Raw genomic sequence first — 14,580 nt, 5'->3', positions numbered from 1 at the left:
CATGACCGAGTACCGCAGGAGACGGTGCTCCGGCCAATACCGACAACAAGAGGGTGAACCATGAGATCAACAGCGAATCTGCTAAGGGCGGCGACGCTCGCGGCCGGCGCGGTCGCGACCGCGTTCTCAGGCACTGCGGCGCAAGCCCAGGACAAGACGGTGACACTCGGCGTGCTCGGCGCATTCGCCGGTCCGTTCGCCGCCGACGCGGTCGAGGGCTACAACGGCGCCAAGCTCGCGGCGAAGGAGATCAACGAAGCGGGCGGCGTGAACGGTTACATGTTCAACGTCGAGCAATTCGACACGAAGGAGATGACGCCGGACGCGGTGCTGGCCGCCGTGGAACGCCTCAAGGCGACTGAGAATCTCGGCGCGATCGTGACGCCGTTCGGCAGCCTCTCCGGGTTCGAGATGGACTACGTCGCCGAAATCGGCGTGCCTTACATGGTTGCGGCAAATTCCAATCAATATCGCTCGATCATCCAGCCGAACCCGGACAAGTTCAAAAACGTCTGGTCGCTGGCACCCTCCTACGACGCCTATCAGACGGAGCTTCCTACCGTCATCGAGGAGATGATCGCCGACGGCTCGTTCGATCCGGCTGAGAAGACCTACGCGATCATCGGTTCGGACAACCCCTACTCGATGCCGATCTATGCCGGCCTGAAGAAGGCCATGGATGCCAAGGGCTGGACGATGACCTTCGACGACGTCGTCCCGGCTGTCGAGATCAACGACTGGCGCGTCATTCTCAACAAAATCCGTGCCGCGCCGCCGGCCGTGATCATCAACACCGAGGCCTCCTCCTCAAATGCCGCATCGTTCATGAACCAGTTCATGGAGGAGCCGACCGAGTCGCTGCTGTTTATCCAGTACGCGCCTTCGGTGCCCGAGTTCGTCGACCTGACGAAAAAGAACTCGACCGGTGTTCTGTACAACATGCTCGGCGGTCCGATCAGCGCCTCGGTGCGTCCGCGCACGAAGGAGATCGGCGACAAGTACAAGGCCGAATACGGCTACGACTCTTCGATCTACGGCTACATCTGCTACGAAATGGTCTATCTCTATGCGGACATACTGAAAACGGTGGGCGACCCGATGGACTACGCCAAAATGTCCGCCGAGCTCGCCGCCACCGACAAGGAGATGGTCCACGGTCGCGTCAAGTTCGATCCAGAGACGCATCTCTCCCTGCAGGGACCCGGCTACCTCCCGATCCAGTTCTATCAGATCTGGGACGGCGACCGTGTCACGATCTATCCCAAGGAGTACGCCACCGGTAAGAGCCAGACACCACCCTGGTTCGAGTAATATCGGAGGACGGGGAGGCCGTGACATCGGCCTCCCTCCAGGTTTGGTATCGAATGCATGTCTGACATTCTCGCGGTGGACGGCATCAGCAAGAGCTTCGGCGCGCTGAAGGCTATCCGGAACCTTTCGTTTTCCCTGAAACAGAGCGAAGTGCTTGGCATCGCCGGGCCAAATGGCAGTGGAAAGAGCACGCTCTTCAACATACTGACCAAGATACCATTCGGTCCGGACTCAGGCGAGATCAGGATCGCGGGGGATGTGGTCACCGAATACGGGCCGCGCCAGATCGTGGAAAAAGGCCTTGTCCGCAGTTTCCAGACCGAAACCGATTTCGAGACTTTGAGCGTCATCGAAAACGTTCTCGTTTCATTGCCCGATCGTGATTTCGCGAAGGGCGAGGCGGCGGCCCGAAAGCGAGCGATGGAGTTTCTCGATTCATTCGACCTCGCTGCCCAGAAGGACCGACCGGCTTCCGAGATCGGTGTCTACGATCGCAAGAAACTCATGATTGCCACGGCGCTCGCCTGTCGGCCGAAAATCCTGCTGCTCGACGAACCGGCGGCCGGCCTGTCGCGACCGGAGGTTGCCGAAATGATCCAGCTGATCCGGCGCGTCAACGAGGACGGGCTCTCGGTCATCGTCATCGAGCACATCATCTCATTACTTGTATCGGTATCCAACCGCCTGATCGTGCTGAACTTCGGCGAACTCCTGGCGGAGGGGGCGCCCGACGACGTGATCAGCGATCCGCGCGTCATCGAGGCCTATCTCGGCCCGGCGGCGGCGAATGGCTGAGCTCGCCCTCGACGTTCGCGCGCTCAACGCCGGATACGGTCGCGTGCCGGTGCTGCATGGCATCTCATTCGCCATCGCCAAGGGCGAGAATGTCGGCCTGATCGGGCCAAACGGGCATGGTAAGTCGACCCTGTTCCGTACCCTCTCCGGGCTGCTGCGAGCTTGGTCCGGTACGGTCACGTTTCTTGGCGAGGACATCACCAATCGGCCGGCCGCCGAAATCGTCGAGCGAGGTCTGATCCACGTGCCGCAGGGAAACACGCTGTTTCCCGACCTAACCGTCCAGGAAAACCTCTCCCTAGGTGCCTTCGCAAAGGGACCCCGCGCCGAGCGGCGGCGCAGCATCGAGCGCGTCTTCGCGCTTTTTCCGCGTCTGGCGGAACGGAGAGGCCAACGTTGCCGTACGCTGAGCGGCGGTGAGCGGCAGATGGTGGCAATCGGCTGCGGTCTCATGGGCCTGCCGAACCTGTTGATCCTCGACGAGCCCACACTCGGACTGTCGCCCAAGCTCAAGACGGACCTGCGCGATGCCGTTGCGGAAATCATCCGGTCTGGCGTTCAGACGATCATCGTCGAACAGGACCCTGAATTCCTGCAGACGCTCGCGACGCGGATCCTGCTCGTCAGCGAAGGCGTCGTCCACACAGAAATCTCCGGCGCAGGCGGATTGGAGCACAAGCGCATCGTGGAAATGTATTTCGGCCATGCTTGATTCACTCATGCTCGCCTTCCAGTCGATATTCGCCAGCGGTCTCGTGCTCGCGTCGCTCTACGTGCTGATGGCCGCTGGCCTGGCGCTGGTCTGGAACACGCTGGGCATCTTCAATTTCACCCACGGTGCGTTGATGGCCGCCGCCGCCTATGTCGCCTGGACGGTGGCGGATCCGCGCGGCCTGGATATGGGACTTGCGATGGGTGTGATCGCCGCGATCCTGGTGTCCGCCGTGCTCGGCTTCCTCATCAACTACCTGCTTGTCGCTCCCTTCCTCGGCCAGAAGCAGATCGTCCTGATAGCGGTGATGACGACGCTGTCTGGTGCGTTCTTCATCGAGAACTCTGCGCTGCTGCTGTGGGGTCCGCGGATCAAGCAACTCGACAAGTTCGTCGACGGCAGCGTCCGGATCGCCGGCACCACGATCTCCGGCCATGAGGCGATCATCATTCTGCTCGCGCCGCTGCTCATGCTGGGCCTTTGGGCCTTCCTGCGCTTCACCTGGACCGGAAGCGCCATCCGGGCGGTCGCGCAGAACCGCGAATTCGCCGAACTCTCCGGCATTCGGGTTCAGCGGATGTATGCCATCGCCTTTGCCATCGCCGCGGCGCTGGCGGGTCTCTCCGGCATCATGCTCGGTGCGATCCGCTTCATCACGCCCGGCCTTGGCGGCGAGCCTTTGCTCAAGGCGCTGATCGTGGTGATCCTTGGCGGGCTGGGAAGCATGCCTGGCACCGTGCTTGGCGCCTATCTTGTCGGGTTCGGCGAGGCGACAAGCACCTATTTCCTCGGTGCCTACTGGACACAGGCCGTGCTTTTCCTCGTGTTCATCGGATTCCTGGCACTGAGGCCGAACGGCCTCTTCGGGAAGCCGTGACCATGGAGAAGAAACTGCGTCCCACCGCCATCGCGGCCTTTTTCGCAATCCTTGTCGTGTTGCCGCTGGTCAACGATGATTCCTACATACGCCACATCAGCATCATCGCGATCATGTATGCGGTGCTCGGCTCGAGCTGGAACATCACGCTCGGCTATGGCGGCGTTTTCAACTTCGCCCACATGGCCTTCTTCGCGGTCGGCGCCTACGCCACCGGTATCCTGACGAAGACCTTCGGCTTCTCGCCCTGGTTCGGCCTGCCGATCGGCATCACCGCATCGGTCGTGGCGAGCGTGCTCGTTTGCCTGCCGGTGCTGAGGTTGAAGGGCGTCTACGTCATCCTTGTGACCTTCGCCTTCGGCCAGCTCTGCCTTCAGATCGTGCTGAACCAACGCGAGCTGACCGGCGGCAATTTCGGCCTCGTTTCGATCCCGCCGCTGGAGATCGGCACGTTCTCGTTCCGTGACTACCAGAACATCGGCTATTACTATCTGTCGCTGGCGATCCTCGCCCTCACCGTCGCCGCCGTCAGCTGGTTTTCGCGCTCACGCTTCGGCTGGCGGGTCGTCGCCCTGCGCGACAACGAGGCCTATGCGGTAAGTCGCGGTGTCCCTCTGTCTCGTATCCGGCTTCTCACCTTCGCGTTCAGCGCCATCTTCCCTGGCGCGATCGGTGCGGTCTATGCACAATATGTCCGCTCGGCGAGCCCCGACATGTTCGGCTTCTCGTTCCTGACGCTGGCGCTGTCGATGCTGTTGCTCGGCGGCACGGGCAGCGTTTGGGGACCTGTCGCCGGCGCCTTCGTGTTCACGATCCTGTCCGAAGTCATGGCACCGCTCGGTCCGGGCCGCTATCTCATCACGGCCGTGCTGATCGTCCTGATCCTGCGGTTCTTCCCGAAGGGTCTCGCCGGCATCCCCAGCCTGGTTGCACAACAGGTCCGCGCTGCCCGAAAGCCGAAACCCGCCGCGGAGGCCGCATGAAGACGACACGATTGCGGCGATGTGAACTGTCGGTTCCAGGCTCCAGCGAAAGGATGCTCGCCAAGGCGGCATCGATCGAGGTCGATCATCTCTTCATCGACCTCGAGGACGCCGTCGCGCCCAATCGCAAGAATCTCGCCCGCGCCAATGCCGTGGCCGCCATTCGCAACACGACTTTCCGCGCGCCCACGGTGGCAGTGCGCATCAACGACCTCACGACACCCTGGGCCCTCGACGACATTACCGAGTTGATCGAAGGCTGCGGAAACAGGCTCGACGTCATCGTGGTGCCGAAAGTTCTGGGGCCGCAGGACGTCCTCTTCGTCGAGCGGCTGCTCGCCATGCTGGAGATGCGTCATCGCATCACCCGCCCGATTGGTTTGGAGGTGTTGATCGAGGAGATACAGGCTTTGGACAAGGTCGAGCAGATAGCGGCTGCCTCGCCACGGCTGGAAGCGCTGATCTTCGGCATGGGTGACTATGCCCGCAGCCAAGGCATGCCGGTCTCCGACGTTGGCGAGACGGACGACTATCCGGGCGATCTCTATCACTACCATCGAAACCGCGTGGTGATCGCGGCGCGGCTGAACGGTCTCGACGCGATCGACGGACCCTATGCCGATTTCCGCAACCCGCAGAAATATCGCGACGAGGCGCGCCGCGCCGCAATACTGGGCTTCACCGGCAAATGGGCGATCCACCCCAGCCAGATCGCCACGGCCGAGGAGGTATTCACACCCGAACCCGGCCGCGTCGCGAAGGCGCGCGCGATGGCGGCGGCCTATGCCGAGGCGCTCGAGCGTGGTGAAGGCGCGATCAGCTTCGAGGGAAAGATGATCGACGTCGCCTCGGTCAAGGCGGTGGAGGAGATGATCGCCATCGCCGATCGGATCGATGGCCGGTCGGGCGGATAGCAGACGCTCACTCGTGCTTAATGACCATCGTGCGCACGGCGGAGAATTCGTGGAACGCCTCGAAACCCTTTTCGCGGCCATGACCCGATTTCTTCATCCCGCCGAAGGGCAGTTCGATGCCGCCACCGGCGCCGTAGCAATTCACGAACACCTGGCCGACCTGCATTCGGCGGCTGACGCGCAGCGCCTTGCCGCCGTCGCGCGTCCAGACGCCCGCGACGAGACCGTAGCGCGTGGCGTTTGCAAGCGCGACAGCATCGGTTTCGTCGTCAAAGGGCATCACGGCCATGACAGGACCGAACACCTCTTCGTGCGCAAGTGCGTTGGAACGCGGCACCGGCCCGAACAGCTTCGGCTCGACGAAGAAGCCGTCTGACGGCAATCCGTCGGCCAGTTGACCCGAAGCGATCGTGGGGATCGAATCCGCGACCGCGCGATCGCAGTAGCCGACAACGCGCTCCTGCTGGCGCCGGCTCACCACGGGACCGAGATCAAGGTCCATTTCCGGAGTTCCGACGCGTACCTTGCCGAACTGCTCTGCGATCCGATCGACAATGCGATCGTAAGCGCTTCGCTCGACGAGCAGGCGGGACCCGGCCGAACAGGTCTGGCCCGCGTGCTGCACGATCGCATTGACCAGCACCGGCAGCGCGGCATCGAGATCGGCGTCGGCGAAGACAATCTGCGCGGACTTCCCGCCTAGCTCCAGCGTGCAGCCGATGTGGTTCCTGGCGGCCGCCCTCTGTATCTGCACGCCGGTGGCATTGCTGCCGATGAAGGAGATGAAGTCGATGTCCGGATGACCGCTGAGTGCCGCGCCCGTCTGGTGGCCGTAGCCGGTCACCATGTTGATGGAGCCCTCCGGGAAGCCGCACTCGACCATCAGCTCCGCCATTCGAAGCGGCGTCTGACAGGCATCTTCCGCGGGCTTCATCACTACCGCATTGCCCATGGCGAGCGCCGGGCCGATCGACCGGGGGAACATCTGGGCGGGGTAGTTCCAGGGAATGATATGGGCCGTCACCCCGTGCGGCACGCGCTCCGTAGTGGCGAAGTGCCCGTTGAGAAAGGGCAGCGTGTCGCCATGCACTTTATCGGCGCCTCCGCCGTAGTATTCGAAATAGCGCGCCGCCGCGACGATGTCGTTGCGCGCCTGCTTGATCGGCTTGCCGGTATCGCGTGCCTCGAGCTGCGCCAGTTCCTCGGCGTGATCGGCCACCACGATCGCCATCTTCGACAGGAGCCGGCCGCGCTCGGCCGCATTCAGCTTTCCCCAGGCGCCTGTCTCAAGCGCTCGGCGCGCGGCTTTCACCGCGCTGTCGACGTCGCGCTCCGTAGCCGCCGCGATCCGAGCGAACTCGCGACCTTCCGCGGGGGCGATCACAGGTATCGTCTTGCCGCTCTCGGCCTCGCGCCACCGGTTGTCGATCAGGATCCCGGTTCTTGCCATTCTCAAACCTCCATTTTCGGGGTTCGTTACATGGTTCAGGGCGGATGGGAAGATATGGAAACCCGAAGCGGCAATGCCGATTTGTTATGGGGCGAAGACTCGGAAATCATCCTTCGCACCAAACTCTTCTGCGCTGCGGTAGCGAGGACGATCCGATGTTACGAGCGAAAGAAGCGTCACGCAGCGTCTGTAGTACGCGCTTACCGAATAGGCGTCCGCTGCATCCACGGGCAGCCGATATGGAGTTTCTCGATGAAGCCCCTACCCCGCCCAGAACTCCAGGTTCTGCCTGCTCTAGCGGGCATCCGGAACCGGCCTTTGCCAGAGCGCTTCGTCCCCGCACAGTTGTTGCGAACGAAAGGGAAACGAGGTTCAGTCGCGGACATGAACCTAGCCTTTCGTGATTCGACCATCGATCAAGCGCCGAAGGATTACCTTGCGCGGCTGAACCGCGAGCAGCGGGCGGCGGTCGAGCATGGGGGTGGGGAGGTGGCGGCTCCGCTGCTGATCATCGCGGGCGCGGGGTCGGGAAAAACGAACACGCTGGCGCATCGGGTGGCGCATCTGATCGTAAAGGGCGCCGATCCGCGCCGCATCCTGCTGATGACGTTCTCCCGCCGCGCCGCGTCGGAGATGACGAAGCGGGTCGAGCGGATCGCGGCGGAGGTGATGGGCGACAGGGCCGCGGTGCTGACGGAAGGTTTGACCTGGGCCGGCACGTTCCATGCGATCGGTGCCCGGCTCTTGCGCGACTATGCGCTCGAGATCGGCCTCGACCCGGCCTTCACCATCCACGACCGCGAGGATTCGGCGGACCTGATGAACCTCGTCCGGCACGAACTCGGCCTGTCGAAGACCGAAAGCCGCTTTCCGGCCAAGGGAACCTGTCTCGCGATCTATTCGCGCGTCGTGAACGCGCAGGCCGAACTGGAGCCGGTGCTGGCGAAAAGCTTTCCGTGGTGCGTTGGGTGGGCGATCGAACTGAAGACGCTGTTTGCGGCGTATGTCGAGGCCAAGCAGGCGCAGAACGTGCTCGACTATGACGACCTTCTGCTATGGTGGGCGCAGATGTGCGCCGAACCCGCTATCGCCGAGCATCTCGGTGCCCGCTTCGACCACATACTGGTGGACGAGTACCAGGACACGAACCGCCTGCAGGCGGCGATCCTCACGGCATTGAAGCCGGACGGACACGGCCTCACCGTGGTCGGTGACGACGCGCAGTCGATCTATTCCTTCCGCGCGGCGGAGGTGAGGAACATCCTCGACTTCCCGAAGCTGTTTCCCCGGCCGGCGGAGATCGTCACGCTCGACCGCAACTATCGCTCGACGGACGTACTGCTCGCCGCGGCGAATGCCGTAATCGGAGAGGCTTCCGAGCGCTTCACCAAGGATCTCTGGACAGAACGGCGCTCTTGCGAGAAGCCTCGGCTGGTCACGGTCCGTGACGAGGCAGAACAGGCGAACCATGTCTGCGAGGAGGTCTTGCAGGAGCGCGAACGCGGAACGATGCTGAAGCACCAGGCGGTGCTGTTCCGTGCCTCGCACCATTCGGGCCCCCTGGAGATCGAACTCACCCGCCGCAACATTCCCTTCGTGAAGTTCGGCGGGCTGAAGTTCCTCGATTCCGCACATGTGAAGGACGTGCTGGCCGCGCTGCGCTTTGCCGAGAACCCGCGCGACCGGGTGGCGGGGTTCCGCGTGCTGCAGCTGATGCAGGGCGTCGGCCCATCGGCGGCGGGTGCCGCCATCGAGGCCATGCAGCAAGCGCTCGATCCCGTGCTCGGGCTGCAATTCTTCAAGCCTCCCGCCCGTGCGCACGAAGACTGGCCGGGCTTCGTCGACATGTTTTCGGGCTTGCGCGGGAAGTCCGCATGGCCCGCCGACCTGGAGCGGGTGCGGCTGTGGTACGAACCCCATCTGGACAGGAATCACGAAGATGCCGTCACGCGCCGGGCCGACCTCCTGACGCTAGAGCAGATCGCTGCCGGATACCCGTCGCGCGAGCGCTTCCTGACCGACCTCACGCTCGATCCGCCGGACGCGACGAGCGACGAGGCCGGACCACCGCATCGCGACGAGGATTACCTGATCCTCTCCACCATCCATTCGGCCAAGGGGCAGGAGTGGACCAAGGTGTTCCTTCTCAATGCGGTCGACGGCTGCATTCCCTCCGACCTCGCCACCGGCGAGCGCGAGGAGATCGAGGAGGAACGGCGGCTGCTCTACGTCGCGATGACCCGCGCCAAGGATTCGCTGCAGCTGATCACGCCGCAGCGCTTCTTCGTGCACGGGCAGGCCTCGCGCGGCGACCGCCACGTCTATGCGCAGCGCACGCGCTTCATTCCCGACCACATCCTGCAGCGCTTCGAACGAACCACGTGGCCGCCGCCGTCGGCGGCATCGCAAGGGCGCTCGCCGCAGCCGGAGGTCCGGATCGACATGAAGGCCAAGATGCGCGGCATGTGGCGTTGAACCACGGCGCTGGCGAAACGCGGCGTTGCCAGCATCAATCTGAGGCGGCGCGCCACAAGGCGTTCTTCAGATCGACGAGCGACGGGTTGGGCAGAACCGGCGGCGGCTGGCGGCCCGTCTCTCCCGGGCCCGCGAGAACGGAGAAGCGGATCTCGCCGTCCGTGTAGTAGCGGTCGCCCTCTCCGTTGCGTCCGTTCACGGTAAGGCCTACGCCCGTCACCTCGTAGACCTCGGCAACACGTCCGGTCGCAGCGAGGTCCGCGGCCAGCTCCTCGCGCATGGCGTCGACGTCCGGCGAGATGGCGTGGGTCACGGCGCCCGTGTAGTGGCTGAGCCCGACGCCGACGTCGAACGAGGCGGACCCCAGCCAGACAGGTCGACCCTCTGAACCAGCGGAGAGGACGTTCCAGAAGCGCACATGCTGGCGTCGGTCCGCGCTCCGGCCGACCGCCTTCTCGAAAGCGAGGTCCTGCTGCCGTCCCTGGTAGAACAGCGGGCTGACGGGCGCGTCGCGGTAGGACCTGTCGAACACCACGCTGCCGATGATCTCGATGCTGGTGCGCAGCGTCACGGGATCCGCCGGGGCCCAACCGGCCGCTGCCATGGCGGCCACGAGTTCCTCCCGGGATCCGACGATCCCGACATTCAAGGGATCACCCGGCAGCCCATCGGCGGTGCGCGTCACCATCTCGAGGCCGTCCAGCGCCGTCTGATGGTCATAGTGGCGCAGGGCGAACGGCAGAACGAGATAAGCCATGGCCGCCCAGACGATTGCGAATGCGCCGCCAGCAAACGCTAGGCGACGCAGGAGCACACGTGCCTGAAACACGAGAGGCGAACCCAGCGGCTTCCGATTTCCTTCAACCATGACAACTTACCCAGGGCGGCATGGCAGACAACCAGCTTCCATCTGCGGGATGGAACACGCGTCCCGCATCCTCAGCCGTGATAGGTGCGGTCCTCGAGCGGGATGTCCTCGATCAGTCGGCGCAAGCCCGAAAGGAGCGCCTGTTCGGCCCGGTTCATCGCCTTCTTCTGATTGGTGAGCAGGAAGATGTCGATGCCGGGCGGGGATTCGTAGGGAGGCAGGCGCCAAAGCAGGCCGTCCTCCACGTCGCGCCGCGCGACGTGCAGCGGCAGGGGGCCGATGCCCAGGCCAGCGACGATCATGCGCCTGACCTCTTCGAGGTTGGAGGAAACGCCGACGACGTTCGCATCGAGCTTGGCTTCGCTCCTCAACAACGCCACCGGGCGGAGGGCATCCGAGACGTTGTCCGTCTGGAAGGACACTGAGGTCTCACCGGCGAGATCCTTCATCGTCAGTCCCTTTCGACGGTAGAGCCGGTGGGTGGGCCCGCAGAAGAAGCCGAAGAACTCGCGATAGACCTGCGTGTACTCCAGGGCCGGGTCGCGCTGGCTGACGAGGCAGAGCCCAAAGGAGGCGCGCCGTTCTCGCACGAGCTTCGCCACGTCCACGCTGGGCGAAACCGTGATCGTGAGGCTGGACTTCGGGTGCGCCTGGTGGAACTCGGCCAGCGCCCGGTCGAATAGGGGAGAGACCACGTGGCTGGTGAGCGCCACGATGACGTGCCCCGTCACCTCTTCGCGGGCATCCCGCACCAGCACCGGGATCCGCGAGATCGTGCCGAAGACCTCGATGCTCTCGTCGTAGAGAAGCCTGCCGACCTCGGTCAGGTCGAAGCGGTTGGCGTCCCGTTCGATCAGCCGGCGCCCGAGGCGGCTTTCCAGCCGCTTCAGGGCATTGCTGACGCTGGGCTGCTTGAGGCTCAGCCGCTCCGCGGCACGCGTGATGCTCTTTTCCTCGGCAATCACCACGAAGGTTCGCAGCAGGTTCCAGTCGAGTTCCCACACGAGCCGTTGAGACTGTCGCTTCATCATTCATCCAGTGTATGCGACCTATTTCCATTATCTATTTGCGCAATGAAGCGTGCAAGGCAAAGATTTGGCTCGTCGCCTAAGGGAGCAATGAACAAGAGCGGTCGTGATGCCGCCATGCACGAACCCTTCAGAACCAGAGGAACAACGAGATGAAGACTGTTTTTTCGGGCCTTGTGGCCGCAGCATTCACCTTTACCATGGCCATCGGCGCCATGCCCGCGCAGGCCGAGGACCTCGCCGCCATCAAGGACGCCGGCGAGATGAAGATCGCCATGACGGGACAGTACCCCCCGTTCAATTTCGTCAACGACCAGAACGAGGTGGTCGGTTTCGATGCCGCCATCGGCAAGGAGATCGCGACACGGATCGGCGTCGAGCCGGTGATCGTCACGACCGCCTGGGACGGGATCATCGCGGGGCTGCTCGCCAGCAAGTACGACACCATCGTCGGGTCCATGACCATCACCCCCGATCGCGAGAAAGTCGTCGACTTCGTCGGCCCTTACTACCATGCCGGCCGCGGCGTGTTCGTGAAGGAGGAGTCGCCGGTTCAGTCGCTCGACGAGTTGAAGGGCAAGACGCTCGGCGTGACGCTCGGCGAGACCCACGAGAAATGGGCGCGCGAACAGGGCGGCTGGGACATCCGCACCTACAAGGGGCTTCCGGAACTCTTCCTCGAACTGAACGCCGGCCGCGTCGATGCCATCGTCGTCGACAACATTCCGGTTGCCGTCGCGGTGAAGGAGACGGGCGAGAAGATCCGCCAGCTCGACACGCCCGACATCGAGGGCGGCAGCGTCGCCATCGGCATCGCCATCCGCAAGGAGAACCCCGAGCTCAAGGCGGCCATGCAGAAGGCGCTGGACGAGATGATGCAGGACGGCACCTACGAGAAGATCGCCATGGAGTGGATCGGCCGCGACATCCGCTGATCCCTCTCCTGCCCCGGCGGGCGACGCGTCCGTGGCGTCGCCCTGCCGCTCGAGCCATCTCTCGGTCTCGACCGACGCCGCCCGAGGCGGCATGATCGCCATCCGCCGCATGACCACGCCAGACGAAGAAAGGAGCGCGCGCAGATGGACGTTGCATTGATGATGCGCGTGTTTCCGTTCTTTCTCGAAGCGGCGCTCGTGACCGTCCAGCTTTCGGTGCTGGCGGGGGGCCTGGGCCTGGCCATGGCGGCCGCCGCGGCCGCCGCGCGCCTGTCGCCGGTGGCGCCGCTGCGCTATCTCGGGGCGACCTATGTGAGTGTCTTTCGCGGTACGCCTGCGCTCATTCAGCTCTTCGTACTCTATTTCGGCGGACCTCAGGTCGGCATCAACCTCGATCCCTTCGCCGCAGGCGTGGTCGGGCTCGGCCTCAACATCGGCGCCTACATGGCCGAGGGTGTGCGCGGCGCGATCGTTTCGGTCGACAAGGGACAGGCGGAAGCGGCGCGCTCGATCGGCTTCAGCCGCGCACAGACCATGCAGCGGGTGATCCTGCCGCAGGCAGCGCGGCTGATGATCCGTCCGCTGGGCGTCAACACGGTCGCCCTCGTGAAGGGCACGTCCCTCGTGGCGACCATCTCGGTGGTGGAACTGACCTACACGGCGCAACGCTTTATCGGTTCGACCTATAAGCCCTTCGAGATCTTCGGGGTGGCGGCGCTGCTCTACATGGTGATGATTTATGGCGTGGCGCGGGTGGTCGATCTGCTCGACCGCCGCTACGCGATCGATTGAGGCGCCAATGCAGGGTCTCGATTTCTCCGTCGTCCTTCCCTACGCCGATATCCTTTGGATCGGCGTTTGGTGGACGGTCGTGCTCACCGTCTCGGCGGCGGTCATCTCGTTTTTCGTCGGCATCCTCTTTGCGCTCGTGGTGCTCTACGCGCCGGCAATCGTCGCCTATCCCGTGCGGCTGTTTATCTGGCTCTTCATGGGCACGCCGCTGCTCCTGCAGCTCTTCCTGATCTATTTCGGCCTCGTGCAGATCGGTATCGACATCCCTGCCCTGGTGGCCGGCATCGTCGGGCTTGGCCTGCACTTCGCAGTCTACAATGCCGACATCTTCCGCGCCGGTATCGCCGCCGTCGATCCGGGCCAGGCGGAAGCGGCGCGCTCGATCGGCTTCAGCCGCTTCCAGACCTTCCGCTACGTGGTGATCCCGCAGGCCGTGCGCAGCACGACACCTCCGGTCGGCTCGAACATGATCGCGTTGCTGAAGGAATCCTCGATCGTCTCGGTCATCGGGATCGCCGAACTGGTGCATGCCGCGCAGCTCGCCATTTCTGAGACGTTCAGGCCGTTCGAGTTCTACATCACCGCAGCGCTGCTCTATTACCTGCTCAATCTGGTCCTCGAGGCGGCGTTGCGCCGAATCGAGGCGCGCGTGGAGATGTCGCGATGAGTTCCCGTCCCATGGTCGAGGTGAAGGGCGCACGCAAGGCGTTCGGCGACAACGAGGTTCTGAAGGGCATCGACCTGACCGTCGGTCGCGGCGAGATCATCGCCATCATCGGGCCGAGCGGCTCGGGCAAGAGCACGCTGCTTCGGGCGATCAACCATCTGGAGACGCTCGACGGCGGCGAGGTCTGGCTCGACGGCGTGCAGGTGAACCAGCCGCTGAAGGGCCGCGCCTTCGAACGCCACATCAACCAAGTGCGGCAGCGAATGGGCATGGTGTTCCAGCACTTCAACCTGTTCCCGCATCTCACCGTGGTGGAGAACATCGCCATGGGGCCGATCGTGCTCAAGGGCACACCGAAGGCCGAGGCGCGCGAGCAGGCGCTGGAGCTTCTGCGCAAGGTCGGCCTCGCCGACAAGATCGACGCCTTCCCCTCGAAGCTCTCCGGCGGCCAGAAGCAGCGCGTGGCGATCGCCCGCGCGCTCGCCATGCAACCGATGGTGATGCTGTTCGACGAGGCAACCTCCGCGCTCGATCCCGAACTCGTGGACGAGGTGAACCTCGTCATGAAACAGCTCGCGGCCGAGCACATGACCATGCTCATCGTGACCCACGAGATGCGTTTCGCCGGCGAGGTCGCCGACCGGGTACTGTTCATGGACGGCGGCGTGGTCGTGGAGGAGGGACCGCCGTCCGAGATCTTCACCGCGCCGAAGCAGGACCGTACACGCGGGTTCCTGCGCAAGTATCTCACCACCGCCCCGGACGCCTGACCC

The 14,580-nt window shown here is 63.9% G+C and carries 14 protein-coding genes; 11 read left to right on the top strand and 3 right to left on the bottom strand.

The features are described 5' to 3' along the window. Positions 1-60 precede the first annotated feature (60 nt). Genes BSQ44_RS09855 through BSQ44_RS09830 form a run of 6 tightly spaced genes read left to right on the top strand, consistent with a single transcriptional unit; the run spans position 61 to position 5,592 of the window. Complete coding sequence (locus tag BSQ44_RS09855) at positions 61-1,311, top strand: ABC transporter substrate-binding protein (RefSeq protein ID WP_072603512.1); 1,251 nt, start codon at positions 61-63, stop codon at positions 1,309-1,311. 57 nt (positions 1,312-1,368) lie between these two features. Continuing rightward, entirely contained in the window at positions 1,369-2,106 is a 738-nt protein-coding gene (locus BSQ44_RS09850; RefSeq protein WP_072603510.1) for an ABC transporter ATP-binding protein, read from the top strand. Then, a complete protein-coding gene (locus tag BSQ44_RS09845) occupies positions 2,099-2,818 on the top strand; it encodes an ABC transporter ATP-binding protein (RefSeq protein ID WP_072603508.1) in 720 nt (239 codons plus the stop codon). Before BSQ44_RS09850 ends, BSQ44_RS09845 begins: the two co-directional genes overlap by 8 nt. Further along, positions 2,811-3,695 (top strand): branched-chain amino acid ABC transporter permease, encoded by an 885-nt coding sequence (locus tag BSQ44_RS09840; protein WP_083534654.1) that lies wholly within the window; start codon positions 2,811-2,813, stop codon positions 3,693-3,695. The genes BSQ44_RS09845 and BSQ44_RS09840 overlap by 8 nt, the downstream gene beginning before the upstream one ends. 2 nt (positions 3,696-3,697) lie before the next feature. Beyond that, complete coding sequence (locus tag BSQ44_RS09835; protein WP_072603504.1) at positions 3,698-4,678, top strand: branched-chain amino acid ABC transporter permease; 981 nt, start codon at positions 3,698-3,700, stop codon at positions 4,676-4,678. Beyond that, entirely contained in the window at positions 4,675-5,592 is a 918-nt protein-coding gene (locus BSQ44_RS09830; protein ID WP_072603502.1) for an HpcH/HpaI aldolase/citrate lyase family protein, read from the top strand. The genes BSQ44_RS09835 and BSQ44_RS09830 overlap by 4 nt, the downstream gene beginning before the upstream one ends. A 7-nt stretch (positions 5,593-5,599) precedes the next feature. Here the strand turns inward: BSQ44_RS09830 and BSQ44_RS09825 are convergent, their stop codons facing one another. Beyond that, the gene (locus tag BSQ44_RS09825) at positions 5,600-7,042 is read right to left on the bottom strand and encodes an aldehyde dehydrogenase family protein (protein WP_072603500.1); all 1,443 of its coding nucleotides are present in this window, start codon (positions 7,040-7,042) and stop codon (positions 5,600-5,602) included. Between the two features lie 384 nt (positions 7,043-7,426). On the opposite strand from BSQ44_RS09825, the gene BSQ44_RS09820 reads away from it, so the two are divergent. Next, entirely contained in the window at positions 7,427-9,517 is a 2,091-nt protein-coding gene (locus BSQ44_RS09820) for an ATP-dependent helicase (RefSeq protein WP_072603498.1), read from the top strand. A gap of 34 nt (positions 9,518-9,551) precedes the next feature. Here the strand turns inward: BSQ44_RS09820 and BSQ44_RS09815 are convergent, their stop codons facing one another. Next, positions 9,552-10,274, bottom strand: a complete 723-nt coding sequence (locus tag BSQ44_RS09815) for an LssY C-terminal domain-containing protein (protein ID WP_083534978.1) — start codon at positions 10,272-10,274, stop codon at positions 9,552-9,554. A gap of 182 nt (positions 10,275-10,456) precedes the next feature. After that, complete coding sequence (locus BSQ44_RS09810) at positions 10,457-11,416, bottom strand: LysR family transcriptional regulator (RefSeq protein WP_072603495.1); 960 nt, start codon at positions 11,414-11,416, stop codon at positions 10,457-10,459. A gap of 149 nt (positions 11,417-11,565) precedes the next feature. Between BSQ44_RS09810 and BSQ44_RS09805 the strand changes: the two genes are divergently transcribed. The 4 genes from BSQ44_RS09805 to BSQ44_RS09790 all read left to right on the top strand — a co-directional run bounded on the left by BSQ44_RS09805 (position 11,566) and on the right by BSQ44_RS09790 (position 14,577). Next, positions 11,566-12,348 (top strand): ABC transporter substrate-binding protein, encoded by a 783-nt coding sequence (locus BSQ44_RS09805; RefSeq protein ID WP_072603493.1) that lies wholly within the window; start codon positions 11,566-11,568, stop codon positions 12,346-12,348. A gap of 144 nt (positions 12,349-12,492) precedes the next feature. After that, positions 12,493-13,140: an amino acid ABC transporter permease gene (locus tag BSQ44_RS09800; protein ID WP_072603490.1), complete on the top strand. Its 648-nt coding sequence runs from the start codon at positions 12,493-12,495 to the stop codon at positions 13,138-13,140. 7 nt (positions 13,141-13,147) lie between these two features. Then, a complete protein-coding gene (locus tag BSQ44_RS09795; protein WP_072603488.1) occupies positions 13,148-13,807 on the top strand; it encodes an amino acid ABC transporter permease in 660 nt (219 codons plus the stop codon). Between the two features lie 11 nt (positions 13,808-13,818). Beyond that, on the top strand, positions 13,819-14,577 hold the full coding sequence (locus BSQ44_RS09790; protein ID WP_072603486.1) for an amino acid ABC transporter ATP-binding protein: 759 nt from the start codon (positions 13,819-13,821) through the stop codon (positions 14,575-14,577). The last annotated feature ends 3 nt before the right edge of the window (positions 14,578-14,580 follow it).

The organism is Aquibium oceanicum (assembly GCF_001889605.1).
GTDB classification, from domain to species: Bacteria; Pseudomonadota; Alphaproteobacteria; order Rhizobiales; family Rhizobiaceae; genus Aquibium; species Aquibium oceanicum.
Note: the sequence above shows the minus strand (reverse complement) of the source record. Positions and strands in the feature narration are given on the sequence as shown.